Source organism: Pseudomonas paraversuta (genome assembly GCF_904067025.1).
Lineage (GTDB): Bacteria > Pseudomonadota > Gammaproteobacteria > Pseudomonadales > Pseudomonadaceae > Aquipseudomonas > Aquipseudomonas paraversuta.
Genome location: NZ_CAJFDA010000001.1, coordinates 3080001 through 3105883 on the forward strand (window position 1 = coordinate 3080001; position 25883 = coordinate 3105883).

Sequence of the window (25883 nt, forward strand, 5' to 3'; positions counted from 1 at the left end):
TGACGAGTCACGAAGCTGCGATGGACTGCGCAGCAGACCTTGACGCGACTACGCAACTGCAGGGCGCGAAGAAAAGGAGTAACCTGCCGTCCGGCTTTAATTCCCGCCCCATGGAACCCCTATGTTTCCCAACGCTGAACGCTACAACCACTCCACCGAATACGCCAACAAGCTGGTGGACCGCATTGGCCAGACTCCGGCCTGGATCGCCCAGCGCATCGGCGTGACGGAAAAGCGCATGCGCTACATCCTTGCCGGTTCGCGCACCATCAAGGGTGATACCACCGAGATCATCATGAGTTACGCCGAACAGTTTTGCCTGGAGTGCCTGGCCGCCGAAGCCAAGGCCGCCAAAGACCGCGCCAAGTCCAAGGCAACCCCGGCCAGCGACGCTTAAAACAAGCCCAGCTGCCCGCCCACCAGTGCGCTGAAATCATCGTCGACAAACGCCAGAATCGCGTCCGCCACCGGTTGTAGCTGGCGCGTCAGGTAGTGATCGTAATCCAGCCCGGCCGTGCGGTTCTCCAACGGCTGGGGGCCGGCCAGGGTGATCACGTAGCTGATGGTGCCGCCGTTCTGGTATTGCCGGGGGCGCCCCTGCCGGTCGTTGTACTCGTCCGCCAGCCGCGCGGCCCGCACATGGGGCGGCACGTTGCGCTCGTAGTCACTCAGCTGCCGGCGCAAGCGCTTGCGGTAGATCAGCAGCTCGTCATGCTCCCCGGCCAGGGTACTGCGCACAAAGTCACGCACGTAGTCCTGATACGGCTGGCGATTAAAGATGCGCAGGTACAACGCCTGCTGAAACTGCTGGGCCAGCGGCGACCAGTCACTGCGTACGGTTTCAAGCCCTTTGTAGACCATCTCCCGGCGCCCGTCCGCGTGCGCAACCAGCCCCGCATAGCGTTTTTTACTGCCCTCTTCGGCCCCGCGAATGGTCGGCATCAAAAATCGGCTGTAGTGGGTTTCGAACTGCAACTCCAGCGCACTGCTGAGCCCGTACTCGTCACGCACATGGGCCTGCCACCATTGGTTGACGTGCTGCACCAGTTCGCGTCCGATACGGGCCGCATCGGCCTCACTGTGCTCACTGCGCAGCCAGACGAAGGTGGAATCGGTATCGCCATAAATCACGCTGTAGCCCTGGGCTTCGATCAAAGCCCGGGTCTTGAGCATGATTTCGTGCCCGCGCAAGGTAATGGACGACGCCAGCCGGGTGTCGAAGAAGCGGCAGCCGCTGGAGCCCAGCACCCCGTAGAACGCATTCATGATGATTTTCAGCGCCTGGGACAAGGGGGCGTTCTTCTCCCGCTTGGCGACCTCGCGACCATTGGCTACCCGCTCGATAATGGCCGGCAAACAGTGCCGGGTCCGGGAAAACCTTGCCCCGCGAAAGCCCGGCACCGAGGTCTCGTTACCGGGTTCACGCAACCCTTCCACCAGCCCCAGCGGGTCAATCAGGAAGGTGCGGATAATCGACGGGTACAGACTTTTGTAATCCAGCACCAGCACCGATTCGTACAGGCCCGGCCGGGACTCCATCACAAAGCCACCGGGGCTGGCCTGGGGCGGGTTGTCTCCGACATTGGGGGCAACGAAACCCTGTCGGTGCATCAGCGGCATGTACAAATGATAAAACGCCGCCACCGAGCCGCCGCTGCGATCCGCCTCCAGCCCCGTCACCGAGGCCCGCTCCAGTAAAAAGGTCAGCAGCTGGGTTTTTTCGAAAATCCGCGTCACCAGCTCGCAGTCCTTGAGGTTGTAACGCGCCAGCGCGGGCTTGTCCTCAGCGAACATGCGGTTGATTTCGTCCATGCGCTGGTACGGCGTACTGATGTCCTTGCCTTCACCCAGCAGGGTCTGGGCAACGTTTTCCAGGCTGAAGGACGGGAACGACCAGGTCGCCGAGCGCAACGACTCAATGCCATCGATAATCAGCCGGCCCGCGGCACTGGCGAAGAAGTGGTTGTTGCGGGTGCCGTGCTCGCGCCACTGCATCTCGCTGGCGCCGCGGCCCAACAGCAAGGGAATACCCAGACGCCGGGCATGCTCGTGCAACACCCGCATGTCGAACTGGACCACGTTCCAGCCAATGATCGCGTCAGGGTCGTGCAGGGCCATCCACTGGTTCAAACGTTGCAGCAACTCGCCACGGGTGGCGCAGAACTCCAGGTCGAAATCCACCGCCGCATCGGCCTCGGTGGCCTTGCCCAGCATATACACCTGACGCTGGCCGCAGCCCTGCAGCGCAATCGAGTACAGATCGCCATGGGCACTGGTTTCGATGTCCAGGGACACCAGTTGCAAATGCGGCCGGTAGTCGGGATGGGGCTTCATCCGGGTATTGCGCAGCGGCCCGTCAGCCGCACAGGTGCCGCCGAAGCTCACCGGTGCGGTGATAAAGCGCTCCATCAAAAAGCGCTCCGGGGGGCGGATATCGGCCTCGAACACCTCGACCCCGGCACGCCGCAGGCGCTGGGCGCTATCGATCAGGCGGGCGTGCTGCTGGCAATAAATACCGAGCACCGGGCGTGACTGAAAATCCTGTAGCGCCAGTTCACGAAACTCAATGCCGGGCTCATCCTGCAGCAACGCCTGCGCCTGAGAACGCTGGGCTGCCGGGATAAACATGACTGCAGTCTGATAAGGCAGGCGCACGTGCTGCGGCCCGTCATCGGTGGCCAGCCAGAATTCGACCTCAATGCCCGACGGCGTGTCGTGCCAATGCCGGGTGAGGACAAAGCCCTGTCTCAGGTCCATCCGTTACAGCCGGGTTACAGACATGTCGCCAGCATCGCCATACGGCGCATGGCTGCGCTGTCGTCCGGCTGTTTGGCGTAATAACTGACTGCCGTGCCCGTGCCCTGCGGCACCAGATCGGCAAAGGAACTGGCGTCACGGGTGTAAACCGTCAGTTCGCCGGACTTGCCGGACTTGCCGGAGTTGATATAAGCGCTGGCATCCACCCCGAACACCCCTTCGTTCTGCCACGAGAACTTGATGCACTCAGCCACCAGCGGGGTCGGTTTGGCCGAAGCCAGTACCCGGGTCGGGCTTTTGCTGCGGGCATCATTCATTGCAGGTGAAACGCAGCCGGCCAGCATCGCCACGCCCAAGGCACCGATCAGTAATCGCATTGCAAATCCCCTCGAAAAGTTGAGCACGATAACACGCTGCCTGACTGGCTTAGCGCCCGGATCCATACCCTGGCAAAAAGCGCCCATCACAGTGACACCCGGGTAAAGAGCCAAAACGTGATGCAGATCATGAAAGCGGCGGATTTATGCCCCGCAACTGGCGAAACAGCAAGTTACTGCTAGCTTCATCCCGTGTTCCGCGCACAACACGAAAGTTAGAACAATTACTCTAAAACCGCTTATCAGATCCGCGCATTCACCCTGCCCGGCGCATAACCAGCACTGGTGCCATTCGGGTGCCGGTCGACAAAACGCCATAGAGCGGTGAAGGAGCAATGCAATGGGGTTAACCACCGCCCGCAAGGCCAGCTACACCGCGTGGACACTGGCCCTGGTGCCGATACTGGGTTACACCGATAACGCCCGCGACTGGCAAAACCTGCCGACCGATTTGAACATGCTGTTCGGCTATTACAGCCGCATTGACACCAACACCCCCATTGACACCTCTCTGCCCATCGACGGCCTGTCCCTTAATGCTGACGTCTACATCATGCGTTACGCCCGCTCCTTTGCGGTGGACGGTCGCAACAGTGCGATCCAGATTCTGCAGCCCTATGCCGATATTTCGGCATCGTTCGATGATGCGCGCTTCTTTAGCGGCACCAAGCACAACGGCGGCATGGGCGACACCCAGGTGGTGCTGGTGCACAACATCTTCGGCGGCCCGGCCCTGAGCAAGGAAGAATTTGCCAGGTGGAAGCCCGAGACCTTCCTCACCGGCGCACTGTGGATCACCACACCAACCGGTGATTACGATAAAAACAAGGTGATCAACATCGGCGCCAATCGGTGGGTGTTCAAACCGGAAATCGGCTTTGGCACCCCTTTCGGTCCGACCTGGCTGGAGGTCAATACCTGGGTCTCGCTGTACGGCGACAACGACGAATACCAGGGCAACGGCAAGCTCGAGCAGAAGCCGCTGTATGCCGTCGAGGGGCACTACAGCTACACCATCAACCCTGCCCTCTGGGCTTCTCTGGACGCCACCTACAGTGCCGGCGGCGAAACCAGAATCGACGGCGACTGGCAGGACAACAAGCAGGCAAACACCCTGGTCGGCGCCAGCATGGGCTTTATGTTGTCGCCGCAATTCGGCGGTTTGCTGGCTTACACCGATACCGTCTCGGAGCGCACCGGCTCGCCGGATGTCGCGACCTGGACTGTGCGCCTGCAGTACGTCTGGTAGAGATATCGAATATGCCTATTGTGCGTAACACCCTGCTGGGCCTGCTCCTGGTGTTTAGCGGCCAGATCTGCGCCACGCAGCCTGCGTCCATTGAACCCGCAGCCGTAAAGGCGCTGCAACGGATGGGCAGTTACTTGCGCAGCCTCAAACAATTTGCGGTTGAGGCCCGCAGTCAGACCGACCAGGTGCTGGATAACGGCCAGACCGTCGAGTTTCGCCATACCACCCGCTTGCTGGCCGAACAGCCCGACAAGCTGCAGATTTCGATCGACAACCAGGACCTGCAGCGCAGTCTGTTTTACAACGGCAAGACCTTCACCCTTTACCAGAGCCCCGGCACTTACTATGCCCGGGCACCGGCGCCCGCCAATATCGATGCGCTGATCGACCAGTTGCACGAGCGCTACGCAATCGAGTTGCCCCTGGCGGACCTGTTTCGCTGGAATGCCGACACCGCCAGGCAGGCCGGTCTGCGCTCGGCTCTGTTGATTGGCAGCGACACCCTCGACGGTCAGCGCTGTGACCATTACGCACTGCGCCAGGACGATATCGACTGGCAGTTGTGGCTGCGCCAGGGCGAACAACCCTTGCCTTGCCGCCTGATCATCAGCCGCCGTGACATCCCCGAACAGCCGCGCCACAGCGTGGACTTCAGCTGGCAGCTGAACCCGCCGCTCAACGCTAAAAGTTTCGAGTTCGTGCCGCCCGCCGGTGCTCAAGAAGTACCGCTGCAATGGGCACCCGCTCAATCCGGCGCGGAGCAACAGCCATGAAAAACACCCATTGGCTGCTCTGTGGCCTGCTCAGCCTCAGCCTGCTGCACACCTCCCTCGCCCAGGCCTGGCAGATGCGTAGCGGTGGCGGCGCCCGGACCTTCGTCGTGCCCCACAACTTCCCCCAGGGCGGCGGTCACCCGCAGCCGGCTCCGCGCCCCATGCCGCCGGGCCCGCACCCCCAACCGCATCCGCATCCGCCACAGCCGGGGCCCCATCCGCAGCCCCATCCCGAACCGGGACCCCATCCTTATCCGCAACCCGGCCCGGGGCCGCACCCTTACCCGCCGCCAGGGCCGCATCCTTATCCACCGCCGGGACCCCATTACGGGCCTGGCCCCTATCCACCGGGACCGCATCCCGATGGCTGGTACAACCCGTGGGCAACCGCCGCCGTCATTGGCGCAGCCACGGCAACAGCCATAGCCATTGGCACCTATGTGTCCAGCGTGCCTGCCGATTGCGTTTCGGTGGTGGCCAACAACGTGGCGTATCAGCATTGCGGGCCCAATTGGTATCAGCCGCGCTACGTGGGCGGCAATGTGCAGTTTGTGGTGGTCCCCGCGCCCTGGTAATGGTGCTCAGGCAAGGAATGTCATATGACAGTGCTCAACGATTTGAATGCTCTGCAAGCCAGCGTTGGCGAAGCGGTACTGGGTCAGGATGAAGTGATTCGCCAGATCGTCGTGGGCCTGCTGGCCAACGGTCACCTGCTGCTCGAAAGCCTGCCGGGGCTGGCTAAAACCCGTACGGTCAAGGCGCTGGCCAAGCACCTGGACGCAAAGATGAGCCGTATCCAGTTCACCCCCGACCTGCTGCCCTCGGACATCACCGGCGCCGAGGTGCTGCATCAGGCCAACGGACAAAACCAGATCATGTTTCAGCCGGGACCGCTGTTCGGCAACCTGATCCTGGCGGACGAGATCAACCGCGCACCGGCCAAGGTCCAGGCCGCCCTGCTTGAAGCCATGGAAGAGCGCCAGATCACCGTGGCCGGCAACAGCCATGCCCTGCCGGAACTGTTTATCGTACTGGCCACGCAAAACCCCATCGAACAGGAAGGCACCTACCCGCTGCCGGAAGCGCAGATGGACCGCTTTCTGATGAAGCTGGTGCTCGACTACCCCATGCCCGCGGATGAATCCCGGGTGCTGCGCATGCTGCGCGGTGAAGAACAGGCCCAGGGCACGACCCGCGAAGCCGCAGCCGGCTTCGCCCTGGGCCAGGACGTCATTTTCGCTGCCCGCCGTGAGGTCAGCGCAGTGGCCGTGTCCCCGGCCATTGATAGCTACCTGATCGACCTGATCAATGCCACCCGCCACCCCGCCGATTACGACGCTGATCTGGCCCGCTGGATCAGCATCGGTGCCAGCCCTCGCGGTGGTATCGGCCTGGACCGCTGCGCCCGTGCTGATGCCTGGCTGCGCGGCCAGGCATTTGTCTCGCCGGACAACGTGCGCGCCGTGGTCCATCCGGTGCTGCGCCACCGCCTGCAACTGAGCTACGACGCGGTGGCCGATGGCGTCAGCGCCGATCAGGTGCTGGACCGGATTCTCGCTAAAGTCGCGATCCCCGCCTGAGGAGCAAACCGATGCAGGCTCTACAACAGGATGTCGACGGGCTTGTGTATGTCTCGCTGGGGCAATTAATGGCGCTGGAGCACAAGGCCCGGGCGTTGAGTTTTGTCGCCCGCCAGCCCCAGGGCAGCATCCTCTCGGGCAGCCATGCCTCGCGCTTGCGCGGGCGCGGCCTGGATTTCGATGAGTTGCGCCGCTACCAGCCCGGCGATGATCTGCGCCACCTCGACTGGCGCGCCTCGCTGCGCACCGGCAAACCGGTGGTACGCACCTTTACCGAGGAACGGGACCGCCCGGCGTTGATCCTGGTCGACCAGCGCATGTCGATGTTTTTTGGCTCCAGCCGCAGCTTCAAATCCGCCATCGCCGCCGAGCTGGGGGCATTGGCGGCATGGATGGTATTCAACGCCGGTGACCGGGTCGGCGGTCTGGTCTTCAACGACCAGGGGATCGACAGCATCGCCCCGCTGCGCAGCCGCAAACGGGTCGAAATGCTGTGCAGCAAAATCGCCCTGCAGAACCAGCAGCTCAATAGCGCCCTGCCCGACTGCGAAGACGCCGACCAGCTGGACAAGGTGCTGCAACGCTGCCTCGCAGTGGCCGGGCACGATCATCTGATTTGCCTGATCAGCGACTTCGCCGGTGCCGGGCCGCGCACCCTGCAGTTGCTGCGCCAGCTGGCCGTGCATAACGATGTCATCGCAATGCAGGTCTATGATCCACTGGCGCTCAACCTGCCGGACAACGCTCGCCTGCTGGTGACCCAGGGCCAGTTGCAAATGGAACTGGCGGTGCAGCATCAACATGTACGCCAGCCCCTGGGCGACTTTTTCAGCGGCCGCTTTAAAGAGGTCGCCAGCCTGCTGCGACGCAGCCAGGTGCCACTGATGATGTTCAGCACCGCACAGGATGCCCGGAGCCAATTGCGCACTGAACTGGGCAAGCTCGGCGGACCCCATCGATGAACCCCCACATCCCCGCCATCGACCAGCTTCAGGAGCTGGGCCTGCCCGCGCCGATCAGCTATATGCCGCAAACCTGGGGCTGGTGGGTGGTGTTCGGGCTTCTGCTGGCCGGCCTGCTGGTCTGGGCGGCACGGGGGTATTGGCACTGGCGGCGCAACCGCTACCGGCGCGAAGCCTTGCAACGCCTGGCCCAATTGCGTGCCAGCGACGAGCCGCTGACAGCCCTGCGTGAACTGCCCACCCTGCTCAAGCGCGTGGCTATTTCCATGCCCGTACCACAAGCCGCCGGCCCCCTCAAAGGTGATGCCTGGCAGGGGTTTCTGGTGAGTCACTGCGCACAGCCCTTGCCTGAAGATTTCAGCCAGCAACTGGCAATGCTGGCCTATGCCCCGGACGAGCAACTGCTGGCGCTGCCCGACACCCAACGCCAGCAGCTGTTCGATACCTGCGCACTCTGGGTGGAGCAGCATCATGTGGCAGTTTGACTACCCCTGGCTGCTGCTGTTGCTGCCACTTCCCTGGCTGGGCTATCGCTATTTACCTGAATACCGCGAAGCCCGCAGCGCGGTTCGGGTTCCGTTCTTCAATGCCATGAGCCGGGCCATCGATCAGGCTCCGCAAACCTCGGGTGCGCGGCACAACCCCTGGCAACTGCTGCTCAATGTGCTGGTGTGGGCATTGCTGGTGGTGGCTGTCGCCCGCCCGGTGTGGATCGAAAAGCCCATCGAGCGTCAGCAGCCGGTACGCGACCTGATGCTGGCCATCGATATATCGCAATCGATGCAAACCACCGATTTTACCGATGCCGGCGGACAGAAAATCAACCGGCTGGCAGCCGTCAAACAGGTGGTTCAAGACTTTATCCAGCGGCGCAAGGACGACCGCATCGGCCTGATCGTGTTCGGCAGCGGCGCCTACCCGCAAGCGCCGCTGACCCTGGATCACGCCAGCCTGTCACTGCTGCTGGAGGACACCGGCATCGGCATGGCGGGGCCCAACACGGCCATCGGTGATGCGATCGGCCTCAGCCTGAAATTGCTCGATCAGGCCCACGAGCAAGAAAAGGTACTGATTCTGCTCACCGACGGCAATGACACTAACAGTGCGATCCCCCCGGCCCGGGCCGCCGCCATGGCTGCCGCCAAGGGCGTGCTGATTCACACCATCGGCATTGGCAATCCGAGTGCCGATGGCGAAGCCAAGGTCGATCTCGGCGCGCTGCAAAAAATCGCCAGGGCCACGGGTGGCCAGTACTTTCGCGCCGAAGACCGCGACAGCCTGAATCAGGTGTACGCCACCCTCGACCGGATCACCCCGCATCAGGTCAAGACCCTCAGCCATCAACCCAGGCGCGATCTGTTCTGGTTGCCGCTGGCCACCGCCATCAGCCTGCTGGCGCTCTATCATCTGCTGGCACTGCTGGCTGCGCGCCTCGGCCAGCGTGCGCAACACGAGGAGGCTTGAAATGGAGATCAACCTCAATGACTTGCACTTTCTGCGCCCGGCCTGGTTGCTGCTGATTGTGTTCGGCGCACTGCTGCCGTGGCTATGGCGCCGCAGCCATGACCAGCAACGCCGGTTGCGGGCGATCATTGCCCCGCACCTGCTGGCGCACTTGCTGATTACCCCGCAGGACAAGCATCGCCTGCGCCCGGTGCATCTGACCGCCGCCCTGCTGATCCTCGGCGCCATCGCGGCGGCGGGCCCGACCTGGGAACAGGACCGCCCGGGGTTTGTGCAAAACCGTGCCCCGCTGATCATCGCCCTCGACCTGTCGCCCTCCATGGATGCCACCGATATCCAGCCCTCGCGCCTCGAAGCCGGCAAGCACAAACTCCACGAGTTGATCGCCCGCCGCAGTGGCGCCCGCAGCGCATTGATCGCCTACGCCGGCAGCGCCCATCTGGTATTGCCCGCCACCGATGACCCGGGGTTGCTGGACAGTTTTATCCAGGCCCTGGCCACCGACCTGATTGCCAGTCCGGGTAAAAACGTGGCCGCGGTCATCGAACAGGCCAAACGCTTGTTGCAGGCAGAAAACACCCCCGGCACCTTGCTGCTGGTCACCGACGGCGCCGATACCACCCGCCTCGACGGCCTCAAACAGCAGTTGCAGGGCAGTAACCTGCAAGTGCTGGTACTCGCTGCAGGCAGTACCAATGGCGGCATTATTCGCAATGCCGACGGCCAGCCGCGCACCGACAGCAATGGCCGCCCCGAACTGGGCAGTTTCGATCAGGCGGCCCTCAAGCAACTGGCCGCTGCCACTGACGCACCGCTGGGCAGCCTGACCATCAATGATGACGATCTGGACTGGATCGAAGGCCACGCCCGGCAACACTTCCAGGCGGCCAGTGATGAACAGCGTGAACTGCACTGGAAAGACGCCGGTTACTGGCTGTGCATCCCGCTGCTGATCCTGGCTTTTTTCTCGGTGCGACGGGGCTGGAGCCTGAACTGGAACGCCGCCCTGATACTCGGGGTTGGCCTGGCCCTGCAGCCCGCCCCGGCTCAGGCCAATGCCTTGAGCGATGCCTTTTTCACCCGTGACCAGCAAGGGCGCCGGGCCTTTGAACAGCAGCATTTCCCGGCAGCGGCCAGCCTGTTCGAAGACCCGTACTGGAAAGGTATCGCCGCCTACAAGGCCGCCGACTTTGATCTGGCCCTGGCCAGCTTCGCCCGACTGGACACCCCCCAGGCGTACTTCTACCTGGGCAATATTTATGTGCGGCGCTTCAAGTTCGATCAAGCCATTGCCGCCTACACCCGGGCCCTGGCCCTGCAACCACAATTCCCCGAAGCCAGTAACAACCTGGCGCTGGCCCGGGCCCTGCTCAAAGACACCGACAGCGCCGAACAGAACACCCCCGAGGTCAAGCCCGACCAGATCAAGTTCGACCTGCAACCGGGCAAGGGCCAGAGCAAAGCGCTGCAAACCCCCCAGGCCGCCAGTGATCAACAGTGGCTGGAAAACCTCACCACTTCGCCGGCCAATTTCCTGCGCCAGAAGTTCAGCCTGCAGGACCAGAGCGCACCAAGTCAGAAGGTGGCGCCATGAGCCGTTACTGTCTGGCACTGATGCTGTGCAGCGGGCTGGTGCATGCCGATGTACCGCTGTTAAACGTACAGACCCGGCTGCTGCCCGGGGATTCGGTGGTGGTGGGCCAGCCCTTGCAGTTGCAGGTCGACGTGCTGACCAACAGCTGGTTCACCAGCGCCGCCACGCTGCCGGAGCTGAGCATCGCCGGCACCGATGTCATGCCCCCCGGTGGCGAGGCGCAGCACCTCAGCCAACAACTTCAGGGCCAGACCTTTACCGGCCTGCGCTACACCTACCGCATCACCCCGAATCTGGCGCAAGGCTTCACCATTGCGCCCCTCACTATTCGCGCCACCCCGGCGCAGGCCAGCGTCGAACTGTCGGCGCAAACCCCGGTAATGCACTTCACTGCCAGCCTGCCCGATGGCTTCGAGCCCGGCGAGCCGGTGCTGGTTGCCAGCAGACTGCGCTTTAGCCAACACATCAGCCCCGAGGGCGGCACGCTAAAAGTTGGCGACAGCCTTACCCGCACCCTGACCTTGCAAGCTGACGATGCCCAGGGCCTGTCACTGCCCGCCCCGCAACCGGGCACTGTAGCGGGGCTTGGCGCTTACCCGAAAACCCCGCGGATCACCAACCTGGATGACGGCCGGGGCAACTTCAGCGGCGGGCAACGCATCGACAGCGTGAGCTACCGCATCGAGCGCAGCGGTGATTTCCAGCTGCCGGCGATCAGCGTCAAGTGGTGGGACAGCGTCAACCGCAAGGCACAACTGAGCCAGGTCCCTGCAGTCAACTTCAAGGCCAGCGCCGACAGCAGCTACAGCCCGGTGTTCTCCATCGTTCAGGACCTCAGGCAACTGGGCCAGCCAACCCGGTTGCGGTTGCCAGAACCGCTGCTCATCCTCGCTTTCATCCTGCTGTTGGCGGCCGCCGCTTTGCTCAGCCGGCGCTGGTGGCTTCAGGGTCTGCGCCGCGCCAGGCACTGGTTGCGTAGTCGTCCTGCGCGCAAAACCTACGGCTTGCGCCCACTTAACCCCGGTCACGACAAGGACTTCCCATGATCAATAAAACCATGCACCAACCTGTACTCGCTGACGCGCAACCAGGCAGCGATCCAGTGCACAGCCATCGCCAACCAGACACCGGCGCCAAGTTTTCAACAGTGCTGGCTCTGCTGCTGGCCCTGCCCTTGTTCGCCCAGGCCGCAGAACCGCTGCCCTCCTGGAACGACGGCCCGTCGAAAAAAAGCATCATCGAGTTCGTGCAGACGGTGACCCGACCCGACAGCAAAGGCTTTGTAAAACCCGAAGAGCGGATCGCCGTGTTCGATAACGACGGCACCCTGTGGAGCGAACAACCGGGGTATTTCGAGGAGCTGTTCGCTTTCGACGAGATCAGGCGCATGGCCCCGCAGCACCCGGAATGGAAAGACCAGCAACCCTTCAAGGCGGTGCTGGAAAACGACCACAAGGCCCTGGCAGAAGGCGGCATGGAAGGCCTGCTGAAGATCTTCATGGCCAGCCATGCCGGGCTCACCACCGATCAGTTTCGCAACAACGTGCAGGCCTGGGTCAGCAAGGCCCGCCACCCGACCACCGGCAAACCCTACACCGAGATGGTCTACCAGCCGATGCTCGAAGTACTCCAGTACCTGCGCGAACAAGGCTTCAAGACTTATATCGTGTCAGGCGGCGATACCGGTTTCATGCGCGTGTTCGCCGAAGAGGTGTACGGCATCCCGCCGGAACAGGTGATCGGCTCGACCTTTGTCACCGAGTACCAGAACCAGGACGGCAAGCCGTCAATCCTGCGCACCGCAAAAATCGCCCATAACGATGACGGCCCGGGCAAGCCGCAAAGCATCGACAGCGTGATCGGACGCCGGCCGATCCTGGCATTCGGCAACTCCGACGGCGACCGGCAAATGCTCGAATGGACCGCCGCCGGCGCAGGCCCGCGCCTGATGGGACTGGTGCATCACACCGACGCCAAACGCGAATGGGCATATGACAAGGACTCAAAAATCGGACGCCTGGACAAGGCGCTTGAAGAAGCAAAACAGCAAGGCTGGACTATCGTCGATATGGCGTCTGAATGGCGCCGGATTTATCCCTTCGAAGCCGCCGCCCCTGTGAATCAGCAGTAAGAAGTATCCGTAAGGACTGCATAAAAGCGGTCGCCACAAGCGACTAAAGCCAACAAGGAGCATGTATGACTCGATTAACCAAGTGGTGGCCCCCTCTGGCACTGGTGGCAGCTTCGGTAATGGCTTTCTCGGCCACTGTCGCAGCTGCCGAAAAACCCAACATTCTGGTGATCTTCGGTGATGACATCGGCCAGACCAACATCAGCGCCTACTCCATGGGTGTAGTGGGCTATAAAACCCCCAACATCGACCGGATTGCCAAAGAAGGCATGATGTTCACCGACTACTACGCCGAGAACAGCTGCACCGCCGGGCGCTCGTCCTTTATTACCGGGCAGACGCCGCTGCGTACCGGCTTGTCCAAAGTCGGGGTGCCGGGCGCACCGGTGGGCCTGCAAAAGCGTGACATCACCATTGCCCAGGCCCTCAAGTCCCAAGGCTACGCCACCGGGCAATTCGGTAAAAACCACCTGGGTGACCGCGACGAATACTTGCCCACCAACCATGGTTTTGACGAGTTCTTCGGCAACCTGTACCACCTCAATGCCGAAGAAGAACCCGAGCGTCCGTACTGGCCCAAAGACGACGCCGATTTCGTCAAGAGCGCTTCGCCCCGTGGCGTGATCCACAGTTTTGCCGACGGCAAGATTGAAGATACCGGCGCCTTGACTGCCAAGCGCATGGAAACCATCGACGACGAAACCACTGCCGCGGCACAGGCGTTTATCGAGAAGCAAGCCCAGGCCGACAAGCCTTTTTTCGTGTGGATGAACACCACGCGCATGCACTTGTTTACCCACGTCCGCGATTCGATGAAGGGCCAGAGTGGTATGCCCGGCAACGAATACGCCGATGGCATGCTTGAGCATGACGGCGACGTCGGCAAACTGCTGAAAACCCTCGACGACCTGAAAATCGCCGATAACACCATCGTGGTCTACACCACCGATAACGGGCCTAACCAGTTCTCCTGGCCCGACGCAGCCACCACGCCCTTCCGTAACGAGAAAAACTCCAACTGGGAAGGCGCCTATCGCGTGCCTGCCATCGTGCGCTGGCCGGGGAAAATCAAGGCCGGGGAAGTCAGCAACGAGATGTTCTCGGGCATGGACTGGTTCCCTACCCTGCTGGCCGTCGCCGGCGATACGGAGGTAAAAGACAAGCTGCTCAAAGGCTGGGCACCCGTGGCCGGCGGCACCAACTTCAAGGTGCACCTGGACGGCTACAACCAACTGCCCTACCTGACCGGGCAAGCCCCCAAAGGCGCACGTAACGAGTTCTACTACTTCAACGATGACGGCATGCTGGTGTCGATGCGTTTTGACAACTGGAAGGCGGTGTTCTGCGAACAGCGGGCACCGGGCGGCTTCAAAGTCTGGAGCGAACCGTTCGTGTGCCTGCGGGTGCCGAAAATCTTCAACCTGCGCATGGACCCCTACGAACGTGCAGACGTGGTTTCCGATCAGTATTACGACTGGGCCACTAAAAACGTTTACTTGTCCGGCGTGGCAACCATGAAAGCGGCGAAGTTCCTCGAAACCTTCGTTGACTACCCGCCTAGCCAGAAACCGGCCAGTTTCAGCGTCGATCAAGTGCGCGCAGAAGTAGACGCCAAGATCGCCGAGAAAATGAAAAACCAACCGGCGCAGTAAAGGTTGCACCTCACTCCCAAGGCCACTGGCTTGCCAGCGGCCACGGATTGAGTTCATCTCTGATTACCCCCGAACTCTTTCTGCACAAGGCCCTGCGCAATGCCGTCTCCCCGAGCTTGTACCGCGACTGTTTGCACCCCTCTGAGTCGCACGGCATTGTTAATGCCTGCCTTGTTGCTGTTTATCTCCGGCGCTGCAGCACTGGTCTACCAGGTGCTGTGGATCAAGCAACTGTCCCTGGTGATCGGCGTCGAGGTATATGCCATCACCACCGGCATCAGCGCTTTTTTCGCTGGCCTGGCCCTGGGCGGCCTGCTGTTCGGCCGCTTCGCCGATCGCCTGGGCAAACCCCTGTTGCTGTATGCCGGGCTTGAGATCGGCGTGGCCGTGCTCGGCATCGGCGCCACCCTGGGCCTGAGCATGGCCGCAGCTCCCTTCGCCTGGCTTGAACAACAGGTCGGCCTGCTGGCCTGGCTGTTGCCTCTGCTGCTGGTGGGCGTGCCGGCGCTACTGATGGGCGGCACGCTGCCGGTGCTGGTACGGGCGCTGGCGGCCGATCCGCAACACCTGGGCCAGGCCGGGGCACGGCTGTATGCCGCCAACACGGCCGGGGCGATTGTCGGCACCCTGCTCAGCGCCTTTGTCTTGATCGCCACCCTTGGCGTGCGCGGCAGCGCCTTTGCCGCGGCCTTGCTGAACCTGGTCGCGGCGGTTGGCGCATTACTGGTGCAGCGCCGTTATTCGACGCCCCTGGCCACGCCTGAAGCCGACGATCCGCCACCGGCGCGCCTGGCCATGGTGCTGTATGCCATTGCCGGCGGCGTGGCGCTGGGCTACGAAGTGGTCTGGTCGCAATCCATCGTGCAATTCATGAGTACCCGCACCTATGCCTTTGCCGTGGTGCTGGCCACCTATCTGGCCGGGCTGTTTATCGGCAGCAGCCTGATGGCCCGCCGGGTTGATCGCCTGCGCGATCCCTGGGGCGTGTTCGGCTTGCTGATCGCCGCTGCCGGGCTGGTTGCACTGCTGGAAATCGCCCTGCTCGGGCGCTGGCTGATCCTGCTGCAGACCCAGGCCGAAAGCCTGGCCCTGGCCATGGGCGGCAGTGTCCTGCTGGGCATGAGTGCACGTTTCGCGATGGCCGCGCTGAGCATCGTGTTTATCCCCACACTGCTGCTGGGCGCCGCCTTTCCGGTAGCGCTGCGCCTGTGTGTCGGCCCGCACCGGGTGGGACGGGATGTCGGCGCGGTCGTGGCCTTCAATACCCTGGGCGGGATTGTCGGGGTGGCCTTGTGCGGTTTCGTATTGATCCCGCTGTTGGGTCTGGTACGCACCCTGGGCCTGCTGGCAATCATTGCCGCAGCGGTGGGCTGGGTCGCCACACGCCAGGGCCAGCGGGTCAGCAAGGGCCATCGTCAGGCGGTGATTGGCGTGGGGCTGGCGGCGCTGGCCGTGGCTGGCCTGACCCCGGTGGACCGCCTTGCCAGCCTGCTCCCTGGGGCGCGTAACGGCGAGCTGGGGTTCTATGAAGAAGGCCGTGGCGGCACCGTGGCCGTGGTCACCCAAGGCAAAGGCGAGCGCCGCTTTCACCGTTTGTACATTCAGGGCGTGTCGAATACCGGCGATGCCATGCCGTCGCTGCGCTATATGCGGATTCAGGCCCTGCTGCCGCTGCTGATCCATACCGGTGAACCACGCTCGGCGCTGGTGATCGGCTTTGGCACCGGGATTACAGCCGGCGCCCTGCTCAGTTATCCGGCCCTGCAACAGCGGGTTGTCGCCGAGCTGCTGCCGGCAGTGGTCAATGCATCATCGTTGTTCAAGGGCAACTTCAATGCGGCGCACGATCCCGGCATCCAGGTACGCTTGCGCGATGGTCGTCAGGAACTGCTGCGCAGCGAGCAGCGCTACGACCTGATCACCCTCGAGCCGCCACCGCCCTCGGCAGCCGGCGTGGTCAACCTGTACTCCCGGGACTTCTACCAGCTGGCTGCGCAACGCCTGCAAGCCAAGGGGCTGGTGGCCCAGTGGCTGCCGTTGCCGACACAAAACATCGACGACTCGCGCTCACTGGTACGCAGCTTTCTCGATGTATTCCCCTATGCCACGTTGTGGACCAGCGAGTTCCACGAAATGCTCCTGGTAGGCTCGATGCAACCCATTGAACTGGACGCTGCGCGCATCAGTGCCCGCTTCGAGCAGCCCGGAGTACGCAATGCCCTGCAGGATGTGGGCGTGGCATCCGGCGCTGCATTGCTGGCCACCTATGTAACCGACCGCGCAGGGCTGGAACGCTTTGCCGGCGATGCGCCAGCGGTGACTGACGATCAGCCGCGCATCGAGTACGCGCCGTGGGTGCGGGCCAAGGAGATCAGCCGCGTGCTCCCGGCGCTGCTGGACCTGCACACTGCCCCTGACTTGCTCAATGCCGAACCGGCTTTTGTCGATCGACTGAACGTACACCGGCAACGCCTCATGCAGTTTTACCGCTCCAGCCTGCACGCCTATGATGGCGACCGCGAAGCATGGGCCCGCGACATCCGCGAAGTGATCAATGGCGATGGCGCCAACCCCTATTACCGCTGGTTTGTCGGCCAATAAACATCGGAAGTTGTAATGCCTAAAACTAAAAATAAAGTTGCCCCTGAGCAACCTGATTCGCGTTCCAGCCTGATGAGCCGTTACCTGCTTGCTGTGATCGCCGCGCTGTTGCTGGTGGTGATCGCAGGGCTATGGTTTTTTCTCGACCGCCCGCAATCCGTCACGCCAGTGGTGTTCGAGCCCAAGGTCGTAGCGCCGGCACCGGTGGCCAGACCGCCGGCACAGATGGTTGACGAGCAACAGTGCCAGGGCTGCCACGACTCACAGGTCAAGGACTGGCAAGGCTCCCATCACCAGCTTGCGATGCAGGTCGCGGACCCGCAGACCGTGCTGGCCGACTTCAACAATGTCAGCTTTGTAAGCCAGGGTGAAAGCAGCCGCTTCTTTCGTCAGAGTGACGGGTTCTGGGTCAATACCCCGGGGGCAGATGGCAAGCCCGCCGACTTCAAGGTCGCCTACACCTTCGGCATTGCACCGCTGCAGCAGTATTTGATCGAGGTCGGTGACGGCAAGCTGCAAGCCCTGGGCGTAGCGTGGGATACCGAGAAAAACCGCTGGTTTCACCTGTATCCGGGCCAGGGGGTGAATTTCAAGAACCCGCTGCACTGGAGCAAGCCCAGCCAGAACGCCAACTTTATGTGCGTCGAATGCCATACCACCGGCTACAAGCGCAACTTCGATGCCGCCAGCAACAGCTTCAACAGCCAGTGGAACAGCCTGGGCGTCGGCTGCCAGGCCTGCCATGGCCCGGCTTCAAACCACCTGTTGTCAGTGGCCAACAAAGGCGATTTCGAGCACGCCGGCTTCGACGTCGATCTCAAGGACAAGGACGCCACCGTCGAGATCGAAACCTGCGCCCGCTGCCATGCCCGGCGCGCCCCGCTGGGCGACGGCTTTACCGTCGGCAAAGCCTTGATGGACGACTACCTGCCCAGCGTTTTGACCCGTGAGCTGTATGCCCTGGACGGCAAGATCAAGGATGAAGTGTTCGAACACGGCTCATTCCTGCAAAGTAAAATGTTCGACAAGGGGGTGCGCTGCAGCAACTGCCACAACCCCCACAGCACCGAATTGAAAGCAGCGGGCAATGCAGTGTGTCTGCAATGCCACAACCCCGCAGGCAAAGCGGCTATCCCCGGCGTCGACGGCAAAGGGCTGCAGGCGAAGAACTACGACTCTGCCGAGCACCATCGCCACACCGAAGGCCAGCCGGGTTCGCAGTGTGTGGATTGCCACATGCCCGGCAAGTTCTATATGGGCAATGATTTTCGCCATGACCACAGCTTCAGCATTCCTGACCCGGTACGGGCGAAAATCCTCGGCACCCCGGATGCCTGTCTGAGCTGTCACCAGGGCAAGGCCGGCGACAAAGTGAGCGAGCAATTCAAGCGGTGGACCGCCCATGATGCGCCACGGGCCGCCCGTTACGACGAAAGCCTGTGGTTGATCCGTGGCGGCCGACCCGGTGCAGCGCAGGCGCTGTACGAGCAATTGCGGCGCAGCAATCTGCCGGCGATTCAGCGCGCGACATTGCTTGGCGAACTGGCGAACTACCCCAGCGAGTCCGCGTTGAAACTGGCCAGCAAAGACCTGAACGACCCCGCCCCCCAAGTGCGTGAGAGCGCAGTGCGGGCCGTCAGTGCCTTCCTGCCGCCGGCGGAACGTATCCCGTTGTTGAGCCCGCTATTGAATGACAAGGTACGCGCCGTACGCATCATCGCCGCGCGCAATCTGCTGGGCGCCGCGCGCAATGGCCTGGGTGCGGCCCAGCAGGCCTGGGAAAACGCCATCGCTGAATACGAAACGGTGCAATTGAGCCTGACCGAACGGGCCGAAGCCAACCTCAACCTGGCCATGCTGTATCAGGCCAGCGGACGCACCGATGAGGTAGAACCCAAACTGCGGGCTGCCCTGCTGCGCGATCCAGACTTCTTTCCGGCGCTGGTGACCCTGGCCCAATGGCTGGAGGCCGGGGGTCGCAGCACCGAGGCCGCAGCGCTGCTGGACACGGCGCTCAAGGAGCACCCGCAAGTGGCCTTGCTGCAACACACCCAGGGCCTGGCGCTGATCCGCGCGGGTCAGCCGAAAGCAGCCATGGCAGCCTTGCAAAAGGCCGTCAACCTGGAGCCGGACAACCCCCAGTACCGCTATGTACTGGCCGTGGCGCTGCACCAGAGTGGCCAGGTCGAAAAAGCCTGTGCCCAACTCGAAGAACTGCTCAAGCGCCAGCCTTCGTTTCGCGATGCGCGGTTATCGTTGATCCAGTTCTATCTCGACAACGGCGAGGAACCCAAGGCCCAGGCCGTGCTGCAGGGGTGGAAGAAAATCAACCCGCAGGATGTGGCGCTGAAGTAGTCGCTGGATCACAGCGTCATCCGTTCCAGGCTGTTGCTCAGGTGCAGCAGCATGGCCGCACGCGCCGCATCAGGGTCCTGGCGGCGGATGGCGCGCAGGATGGCTTCATGCTCAAGCACGGCCATTTGCCCCAACTGCTGTAAATCGGCATCACCGCGCTCGTCAGCATTGATCCGGGTCCGCGGTATGACCGTACGGCCAAGCTGACAGATGATGTCGGTGAAGTAGGTATTGCCTGTGGCCTGGGCAATCAGCTTGTGAAAGCGCAGGTCGTGCTCGACGCTACCATCGTTATTGGCCAGGGCGTTCTGATAGTCATCCAGCGCCTGACGCATCTGCAGCAATTGTTCTTCTGTGCGCCGCCCCGCAGCCAGGGCCGCGGCCTGCGTCTCCAGCCCCATGCGCAACTCAAGAATGCTGCGCACGCTGGCGGCGGTGGCACTGGTCAGGTGTATGCCCTGGGGCTCTTCGCGTTCAAGAACAAAGGTACCAATCCCGTGCCGGGTCTCAACGAAGCCCGATGCCTGCAATCGGGAAATCGCTTCGCGTACTACCGTACGGCTCACCCCCTGCTCGCGGACGATGACCGACTCGGAGGGCAGCTTGTGCCCCGGAGCCAGTTGCCCCAACAGAATCTGCCGGGTCAGTTCGGCCACGATGTCGTGGGCCAGACCCGGCGTGCGCTTGCGTATCGGTTGATCTTGCATGGCTATTCCCTTCACCTGAGGCGGCTTAATACTATCACCTGGTTCGAGCCTGAGAGGCCTCAACTCGTATGACAACCCTGTTAAAACTCAACAAAATTTTAAAAACCCCGGATCCACTCCGCTCTCCCCAACTTCACACCGTCGCTAAAACCCTGCCTAACCCCCTGTAAATACACTTAAAAGTATTACAAACGGGGCATTTATAACTTATTGGTTTGTTTCCGGGCATTGCGAGGCGAAAACTCAACTCGTATGATGTCCGTCAACCGGTCGGCCAAGCCACCGGTCAGCCACACCCGCATAAAAATAATCAGTGGGGTCAGATTTGTGAACATTTCCAGCAACGTGTCTGCTGCGCCCGCCAACGATCCTGTTCTGGCGCGCGCGATCCAGAAAGTGAAGAGGCATGTACTGCCGCTCTTCGTCATCATGTTCATCGTCAATTACATAGACCGCGTCAACATCGGCTTTGTACGCTCACATATGGAGCATGACCTGGGCATTGGTGCCGCCGCCTACGGCTTTGGCGCCGGGCTGTTTTTCATTGGCTATGCACTGTTCGAAGTGCCCTCCAACATGCTGCTGCAAAAAGTCGGGGCCCGCATCTGGCTGACCCGGATCATGTTCACCTGGGGCATCACCGCCACCCTGATGGCCTTTATCCAGAACGAAACCCACTTCTATATCCTGCGTTTTTTGCTGGGCGTCGCCGAAGCCGGCTTCTTCCCGGGGGTTATCTACTATTTCACCCGCTGGTTGCCTGGCGCCGAGCGCGGCAAGGCGATTGCGATCTTCCTCAGCGGTTCCGCGCTGGCATCCCTGATTTCCGGTCCGCTCAGCGGCCTGCTCCTGCAAATTACCGGCATGGGCCTGCATGGCTGGCAGTGGATGTACATCATTGAAGGCATGGCCTCGGTGCTGCTGTGCTTCTTTGTCTGGTTCTGGCTGGACTCCAAACCCCATGACGCCAAATGGCTCAGCCGCCAGGAACAGGATGCGCTGGTCAACGAAATTGACCGCGAACAACGCGAGCGGGATGCCGTCAACACCGTCAAGCCAACCCTGGGCAAACTGCTCAAGGACCGCCAGATCATGTTGTTCTGTGCCATCTACTTCTGCATCCAGCTGACCATTTACGCGGCCACGTTCTGGCTGCCGAGCATCATCAAAAAAATGGGCGACCTGAGCGATATCCAGGTGGGCTTTTTCAACTCCATCCCGTGGCTGATCTCGATCATTGCCATGTATGCATTCGCGGCCCTGGCCAGCCGGTTCAAGTACCAGCAGGCCTGGATTGCAGCTGCCTTGCTGATTGCCGCGCTGGGCATGTTCCTTTCGACCACCGGCGGTCCGATCTTCGCGTTCATTGCCATCTGCTTTGCGGCCATCGGCTTCAAATCGGCGTCGTCGCTGTTCTGGCCGATCCCCCAGGGTTATCTGGATGCGCGCATCGCGGCAGCGGTGATTGCACTGATCAACTCCATCGGCAACCTCGGCGGCTTCGTTGCGCCCACCACCTTCGGCTTCCTGGAACAAACCACAGGTTCGATTCAGGGCGGGCTTTACGGCCTGGCCGGTACCTCGATCATTGCGGCCATCATCGTGTTCTTTGCCAAGACCAAACCCAAGCCCGCGGCTGTGATGCCTGCAGCTCTGCAACCCGCCTAGGCCCCTGACTCTTTTTAAGGAACACGACATGAATAACGAACACCAGCACCACGCGGCAAAAGCCCCGATTGTCACCAGCCTGCAGGTGATTCCGGTGGCCGGGCATGACAGCATGCTGCTCAACCTCAGCGGTGCCCACGGCCCTTTTTTCACCCGCAACATCGTGATTCTCAAGGACAGCAGCGGCAATACCGGGGTCGGCGAAGTACCGGGCGGCGAACGTATCCGCGAAACCCTGGAAGATGCCCGCAGCCTGGTGGTTGGCCAACCGATCGGTAACTACCAGAGCATTCTCAATGCCATGCGCACCACCTTTGCCGCCCGCGACTCGGCCGGCCGGGGCCTGCAAACCTTTGACCTGCGCATCACCATCCATGCGGTAACGGCAATGGAAGCCGCCCTGCTCGACCTGCTGGGCCAGTTTCTGCAAGTACCGGTCGCAGCCCTGCTCGGTGAAGGCCAGCAGCGCGACGCGGTAAAGATGCTCGGCTACCTGTTCTACATTGGTGACCGCCAGCAGACCGATCTGGCCTATCGCAGTGAAGCCGATGCCGATGACTGGTTCCGCCTGCGTCATGAACAGGCAATGACCCCGCAAACCATCGTCCGCCTGGCCGAAGCGGCCCAGGCCAAATACGGTTTCAACGACTTCAAGCTCAAGGGCGGGGTATTGCGCGGCGCGGAAGAGATCGAAGCCGTCACCGCCCTGGCCGAACGCTTCCCCGATGCACGCATTACCCTTGACCCCAATGGCGCCTGGTCACTCAAGGAAGCCATCGGCCTGTGCCGCGATCAACACCATGTGCTGGCCTACGCCGAAGACCCCTGCGGCGCCGAAAACGGTTACTCGGGGCGCGAGGTGATGGCAGAGTTCAGACGCGCCACCGGCCTGCCTACAGCCACCAACATGATCGCCACCGACTGGCGCGAAATGGGCCATGCGATCCAGTCCCAGGCGGTCGATATCCCTCTGGCCGATCCGCACTTCTGGACCATGCAGGGTTCGGTGCGGGTCGCCCAGATGTGCCACGAGTGGGGCCTGACCTGGGGCTCGCACTCCAACAATCACTTTGATATTTCCCTGGCCATGTTCACCCAGGTGGCGGCCGCCGCACCGGGCGAAATCACTGCCATCGATACCCACTGGATCTGGCAGGACGGTCAGCGCCTGACCCGCGAACCGCTGCAAATTGTCGAGGGTCACATCAAGGTTCCGGCCAGACCCGGTCTGGGCGTGGACATCGACATGGACGCAGTGGCCAAAGCCCACGAACTGTATAAAGGCATGGGCCTTGGTGCACGGGACGACAGCGTCGCCATGCAGTACATTGTTCCGGGCTGGAAATACGACAACAAAAAACCCTGTCTTGTGCGCTGAGTTCCATAGCGCGTCTAAAGCCTATCTAGCGAGGATTGAACCGATGTCTACCGTAACAGGCCAAAACTTTATCGGCGGCAGCCGTAGCGCTGCCGGCACAGTCACCCTTGAAAGCCTCGATGCCAGTACCGGCGTTGCCCTGCCCTTTCGCTTTCATCAGGCCACGCCCGAGGAAGTAGACCGCGCCGCCAATGCCGCCGATCAGGCCTTTATCGAATTCCGCCAGCTCAGCCCTGAACGCCGCGCCGAATTTCTCGATGCCATTGCTGACGAAATCGACCAGTTGGGCGACGACTTTGTGGCGCTGGTCTGCCGTGAAACCGCACTGCCCGCCGGGCGTATCCAGGGCGAACGCGGTCGTACCAGCGGCCAGATGCGCCTGTTCGCCAAAGTGCTGCGTCGCGGCGACTTTTTAGGCGCCCGTATCGACCTGGCCATGCCGGACCGCAAACCGCTGCCACGGGTGGACTTGCGTCAATACCGCATCGGCGTTGGTCCGGTGGCAGTGTTTGGCGCCAGTAACTTCCCGCTGGCCTTTTCCACTGCCGGTGGCGACACTGCCGCTGCTTTTGCTGCTGGCTGCCCGGTGGTGTTCAAGGCCCACAGCGGTCACATGGCAACGGCTGACCAGGTCGGTTGCGCAATCATTCGCGCAGCAGAAAAAACCGGCATGCCCAAGGGCGTGTTCAACATGATCTTCGGCGCCGGCGTCGGCGAGCCGCTGATCAAACACCCGGCCATTCAGGCAGTGGGCTTTACCGGGTCGCTGCACGGTGGCAACGCGCTGAGCAAAATGGCTGCCGAGCGCGAGCAACCGATTCCGGTATTCGCCGAGATGTCGAGCATCAACCCGGTGATCCTGCTGCCCCAGGCCCTGGCCGCACGGGGTGGCAAGGTGGCAGGGGAACTGGCCGCATCCGTGACCATGGGCGGTGGCCAGTTCTGCACCAACCCCGGGCTGGTGATCGGTCTGCGCTCCCCCGAGCTGTCGGCGTTCGTCGAACAACTCACGCAACAGATGGCCGAACAGGCGCCACACACCCTGCTCAATGCGGGCGGTCTGCGCAACTACGCCAAGGGCGTCGAGCACCTGCTCAGCCATAAAGGCATCACTCACCTGGCCGGCCACAGCCAGTCCGGCGCACAGGCCCAGCCACAGCTGTTCAAGGCCGATGTCAGCCTGCTGCTGAACAAGGATCCTTTGCTGCAGGAAGAAGTGTTCGGTCCGGCGACGATCATCATCGAAGTGGAAAATGACGCCCAGCTCAAAGCAGCGCTGCTGGCCCTGCGCGGGCAACTGACCGCCACCCTGATTGGCGAACCGGCCGACCTTGAGCACTACCAGTGGCTGATGCCGATTCTTGAGCAAAAAGTAGGGCGCATCCTGGTCAATGGCTACCCGACCGGGGTCGAAGTCTGTGATGCCATGGTTCACGGCGGCCCTTACCCGGCCACCTCGGATGCACGCGGCACCTCGGTTGGCTCACTGGCCATCGACCGGTTCTTGCGTCCGGTGTGCTACCAGAACTATCCCGACGCCTTGCTGCCGGCAGCGTTGCAAAATCGCAACCCGCTGGGCCTGCAACGTCTGGTTAACGGCGAGTGGAGTTCGAAAGCGATTGCTTAAGGCTTTATGACTGGACGACGGCGCCTGCAACGGGCGCCGTTTTTGTTTCTGCGCTTGTAGAAATTGGATCCGATATCAAATTTCAGGCAAAAAAAAGCCCAAGTAGCTGATGGAAACTTGGGGCTTAAAAATGCATAAACCGTGGTAGGTGAACGCAGGGCGATCTTACCCCAGTGTCACAATAAGTAACAAGTTATTTTGCACAATTTATTTCAAAGCAATACTGACCTAAGTCATTAAATAGTCACATGTTTTCCAACCCGGACTGATTCTGGATGGCCACCATTTGCGGGTTTTTCGTTTTATTTCAAGGGTCTAGCTTGCCAATATCGACTTTATGAGCTTATGAGCAATATGCCACTACTGCTGCCCTGGTGAAAACTGCAGCAGAGTGTCAGAAGCCGATGCATCGACTGCCCCACCGCCATCGCTGGCAAGCCAGCCCCCATTGGATACAGGCTCCTGCAGAATTGGGCTGTCAGCCCGGGAAATTGGCGCGCAGCGCTGTCAGGCCGACCTGGTAGACACCCGTGAACAGTTCCTGTGCCTCGCCTTCAGTGACACCGACCGCCGTGAAATGACCGGACCATCTCACTCGCGCGCCGTCACCCAGGGCTTCAACGCTCAAGGTCGCCAGATAGTCCTGCACCGGAAAAGGGGACTCGGTCAGGGAGTAGCTGTAGGTTTTAGCGGCGTTGTCGAAGGTTTGCAGACGCTCGACAATCACCGTGCCATCCTCGGTGCGCAGGTTGCGCAAGCGCCCGCCTTCACTGAGTTCGCTTCGGGTGACGATCGGCAACCAGTCGGGCAGGCTATTGAAGCCACCGATCAATTGCCAGACCTGGTCGGCCGAAGCCGGGATGTCGATTACCGCTGATGCCGTTGCCATGTGATCTGTGCCTCCGGGTAACTGAAAAGGAAATGAAGCGCCATGCTGTCGACCCTACCACCGCAGCCCCGCAAGACCACGATTACATTGACAAGATCAAACTCGATACTGACCGATCT

General features: G+C 61.7%; 21 protein-coding genes. 17 read left to right on the top strand and 4 right to left on the bottom strand.

The genetic code is table 11. From position 1 onward, the window contains the following. The first annotated feature begins 121 nt into the window (after positions 1-121). Entirely contained in the window at positions 122-397 is a 276-nt protein-coding gene (locus JQ848_RS13815; RefSeq protein WP_003444976.1) for a hypothetical protein, read from the top strand. Here the strand turns inward: JQ848_RS13815 and JQ848_RS13820 are convergent. Together JQ848_RS13820 and JQ848_RS13825 are read right to left on the bottom strand one after the other, a co-directional pair. After that, positions 394-2757, bottom strand: a complete 2364-nt coding sequence (locus tag JQ848_RS13820) for a DNA polymerase II (RefSeq protein ID WP_003444977.1) — start codon at positions 2755-2757, stop codon at positions 394-396. The genes JQ848_RS13815 and JQ848_RS13820 overlap by 4 nt on opposite strands. Before the next feature lie 14 nt (positions 2758-2771). After that, positions 2772-3134 (bottom strand): hypothetical protein, encoded by a 363-nt coding sequence (locus JQ848_RS13825; RefSeq protein WP_202210849.1) that lies wholly within the window; start codon positions 3132-3134, stop codon positions 2772-2774. A 340-nt stretch (positions 3135-3474) separates the two neighbouring features. On the opposite strand from JQ848_RS13825, the gene JQ848_RS13830 reads away from it, so the two are divergent. The 13 genes from JQ848_RS13830 to JQ848_RS13890 all read left to right on the top strand — a co-directional run bounded on the left by JQ848_RS13830 (position 3475) and on the right by JQ848_RS13890 (position 19495). After that, on the top strand, positions 3475-4383 hold the full coding sequence (locus JQ848_RS13830) for a transporter (protein WP_161719946.1): 909 nt from the start codon (positions 3475-3477) through the stop codon (positions 4381-4383). 11 nt (positions 4384-4394) lie between these two features. After that, a complete protein-coding gene (locus JQ848_RS13835) occupies positions 4395-5156 on the top strand; it encodes a DUF2092 domain-containing protein (protein WP_202210850.1) in 762 nt (253 codons plus the stop codon). Continuing rightward, positions 5153-5731 (top strand): hypothetical protein, encoded by a 579-nt coding sequence (locus JQ848_RS13840; protein WP_202210851.1) that lies wholly within the window; start codon positions 5153-5155, stop codon positions 5729-5731. Before JQ848_RS13835 ends, JQ848_RS13840 begins: the two co-directional genes overlap by 4 nt. 24 nt (positions 5732-5755) lie before the next feature. Beyond that, entirely contained in the window at positions 5756-6736 is a 981-nt protein-coding gene (locus tag JQ848_RS13845; protein ID WP_127196400.1) for an AAA family ATPase, read from the top strand. An 11-nt stretch (positions 6737-6747) separates the two neighbouring features. Beyond that, complete coding sequence (locus JQ848_RS13850; RefSeq protein WP_161719942.1) at positions 6748-7698, top strand: DUF58 domain-containing protein; 951 nt, start codon at positions 6748-6750, stop codon at positions 7696-7698. Next, entirely contained in the window at positions 7695-8183 is a 489-nt protein-coding gene (locus JQ848_RS13855; protein ID WP_202210852.1) for a DUF4381 domain-containing protein, read from the top strand. The genes JQ848_RS13850 and JQ848_RS13855 overlap by 4 nt, the downstream gene beginning before the upstream one ends. After that, the gene (locus JQ848_RS13860) at positions 8170-9162 is read left to right on the top strand and encodes a vWA domain-containing protein (RefSeq protein WP_127196397.1); all 993 of its coding nucleotides are present in this window, start codon (positions 8170-8172) and stop codon (positions 9160-9162) included. Before JQ848_RS13855 ends, JQ848_RS13860 begins: the two co-directional genes overlap by 14 nt. A gap of 1 nt (position 9163) precedes the next feature. After that, complete coding sequence (locus JQ848_RS13865; RefSeq protein WP_202210853.1) at positions 9164-10756, top strand: VWA domain-containing protein; 1593 nt, start codon at positions 9164-9166, stop codon at positions 10754-10756. Next, the gene (locus JQ848_RS13870) at positions 10753-11802 is read left to right on the top strand and encodes a BatD family protein (RefSeq protein ID WP_202210854.1); all 1050 of its coding nucleotides are present in this window, start codon (positions 10753-10755) and stop codon (positions 11800-11802) included. The genes JQ848_RS13865 and JQ848_RS13870 overlap by 4 nt, the downstream gene beginning before the upstream one ends. Then, the gene (locus JQ848_RS13875; protein ID WP_235972476.1) at positions 11799-12887 is read left to right on the top strand and encodes an HAD family hydrolase; all 1089 of its coding nucleotides are present in this window, start codon (positions 11799-11801) and stop codon (positions 12885-12887) included. The genes JQ848_RS13870 and JQ848_RS13875 overlap by 4 nt, the downstream gene beginning before the upstream one ends. Positions 12888-12952: 65 nt before the next feature. Continuing rightward, complete coding sequence (locus JQ848_RS13880) at positions 12953-14539, top strand: arylsulfatase (RefSeq protein ID WP_127196394.1); 1587 nt, start codon at positions 12953-12955, stop codon at positions 14537-14539. 99 nt (positions 14540-14638) lie between these two features. Continuing rightward, positions 14639-17140, top strand: a complete 2502-nt coding sequence (locus JQ848_RS13885; protein ID WP_202210855.1) for a fused MFS/spermidine synthase — start codon at positions 14639-14641, stop codon at positions 17138-17140. A 15-nt stretch (positions 17141-17155) separates the two neighbouring features. Beyond that, a complete protein-coding gene (locus tag JQ848_RS13890; protein WP_202210856.1) occupies positions 17156-19495 on the top strand; it encodes a tetratricopeptide repeat protein in 2340 nt (779 codons plus the stop codon). A gap of 8 nt (positions 19496-19503) precedes the next feature. Here JQ848_RS13890 and JQ848_RS13895 read toward each other — a convergent pair whose 3' ends face one another. Next, positions 19504-20202 carry a FadR/GntR family transcriptional regulator gene (locus tag JQ848_RS13895; RefSeq protein WP_003444979.1) on the bottom strand — a complete coding sequence of 233 codons (699 nt, stop codon included), beginning with the start codon at positions 20200-20202 and terminating at the stop codon, positions 19504-19506. Between the two features lie 327 nt (positions 20203-20529). On the opposite strand from JQ848_RS13895, the gene JQ848_RS13900 reads away from it, so the two are divergent. The 3 genes from JQ848_RS13900 to JQ848_RS13910 are packed head-to-tail and all read left to right on the top strand — an operon-like array spanning position 20530 to position 24875. Beyond that, on the top strand, positions 20530-21870 hold the full coding sequence (locus JQ848_RS13900) for an MFS transporter (protein WP_029612923.1): 1341 nt from the start codon (positions 20530-20532) through the stop codon (positions 21868-21870). Between the two features lie 28 nt (positions 21871-21898). Next, positions 21899-23248 (top strand): glucarate dehydratase, encoded by a 1350-nt coding sequence (gene gudD, locus JQ848_RS13905; RefSeq protein WP_003444981.1) that lies wholly within the window; start codon positions 21899-21901, stop codon positions 23246-23248. 43 nt (positions 23249-23291) lie between these two features. Next, positions 23292-24875, top strand: coding sequence for an aldehyde dehydrogenase (NADP(+)) (locus JQ848_RS13910; RefSeq protein WP_160627910.1), 1584 nt, complete (start codon positions 23292-23294; stop codon positions 24873-24875). 478 nt (positions 24876-25353) lie between these two features. Here the strand turns inward: JQ848_RS13910 and JQ848_RS13915 are convergent, their stop codons facing one another. Further along, a complete protein-coding gene (locus JQ848_RS13915; protein ID WP_010657207.1) occupies positions 25354-25764 on the bottom strand; it encodes an SRPBCC family protein in 411 nt (136 codons plus the stop codon). Positions 25765-25883 lie beyond the last annotated feature (119 nt).

Bases quoted from the DNA above. Each gene is read 5' to 3' on its own strand.
- JQ848_RS13875 (WP_235972476.1), top strand. From the start codon at position 11,799: ATGATCAATAAAACCATGCACCAACCTGTACTCGCTGACGCGCAACCA.
- JQ848_RS13890 (WP_202210856.1), top strand. From the start codon at position 17,156: ATGCCTAAAACTAAAAATAAAGTTGCCCCTGAGCAACCTGATTCGCGT.
- JQ848_RS13830 (WP_161719946.1), top strand. From the start codon at position 3,475: ATGGGGTTAACCACCGCCCGCAAGGCCAGCTACACCGCGTGGACACTG.
- JQ848_RS13855 (WP_202210852.1), top strand. From the start codon at position 7,695: ATGAACCCCCACATCCCCGCCATCGACCAGCTTCAGGAGCTGGGCCTG.
- JQ848_RS13895 (WP_003444979.1), bottom strand. From the start codon at position 20,202: ATGCAAGATCAACCGATACGCAAGCGCACGCCGGGTCTGGCCCACGAC.
- JQ848_RS13820 (WP_003444977.1), bottom strand. From the start codon at position 2,757: ATGGACCTGAGACAGGGCTTTGTCCTCACCCGGCATTGGCACGACACG.
- JQ848_RS13880 (WP_127196394.1), top strand. From the start codon at position 12,953: ATGACTCGATTAACCAAGTGGTGGCCCCCTCTGGCACTGGTGGCAGCT.
- JQ848_RS13870 (WP_202210854.1), top strand. From the start codon at position 10,753: ATGAGCCGTTACTGTCTGGCACTGATGCTGTGCAGCGGGCTGGTGCAT.
- JQ848_RS13835 (WP_202210850.1), top strand. From the start codon at position 4,395: ATGCCTATTGTGCGTAACACCCTGCTGGGCCTGCTCCTGGTGTTTAGC.
- JQ848_RS13815 (WP_003444976.1), top strand. From the start codon at position 122: ATGTTTCCCAACGCTGAACGCTACAACCACTCCACCGAATACGCCAAC.
- JQ848_RS13885 (WP_202210855.1), top strand. From the start codon at position 14,639: ATGCCGTCTCCCCGAGCTTGTACCGCGACTGTTTGCACCCCTCTGAGT.
- JQ848_RS13910 (WP_160627910.1), top strand. From the start codon at position 23,292: ATGTCTACCGTAACAGGCCAAAACTTTATCGGCGGCAGCCGTAGCGCT.
- JQ848_RS13850 (WP_161719942.1), top strand. From the start codon at position 6,748: ATGCAGGCTCTACAACAGGATGTCGACGGGCTTGTGTATGTCTCGCTG.
- gudD (WP_003444981.1), top strand. From the start codon at position 21,899: ATGAATAACGAACACCAGCACCACGCGGCAAAAGCCCCGATTGTCACC.
- JQ848_RS13840 (WP_202210851.1), top strand. From the start codon at position 5,153: ATGAAAAACACCCATTGGCTGCTCTGTGGCCTGCTCAGCCTCAGCCTG.
- JQ848_RS13825 (WP_202210849.1), bottom strand. From the start codon at position 3,134: ATGCGATTACTGATCGGTGCCTTGGGCGTGGCGATGCTGGCCGGCTGC.
- JQ848_RS13915 (WP_010657207.1), bottom strand. From the start codon at position 25,764: ATGGCAACGGCATCAGCGGTAATCGACATCCCGGCTTCGGCCGACCAG.
- JQ848_RS13865 (WP_202210853.1), top strand. From the start codon at position 9,164: ATGGAGATCAACCTCAATGACTTGCACTTTCTGCGCCCGGCCTGGTTG.
- JQ848_RS13860 (WP_127196397.1), top strand. From the start codon at position 8,170: ATGTGGCAGTTTGACTACCCCTGGCTGCTGCTGTTGCTGCCACTTCCC.
- JQ848_RS13845 (WP_127196400.1), top strand. From the start codon at position 5,756: ATGACAGTGCTCAACGATTTGAATGCTCTGCAAGCCAGCGTTGGCGAA.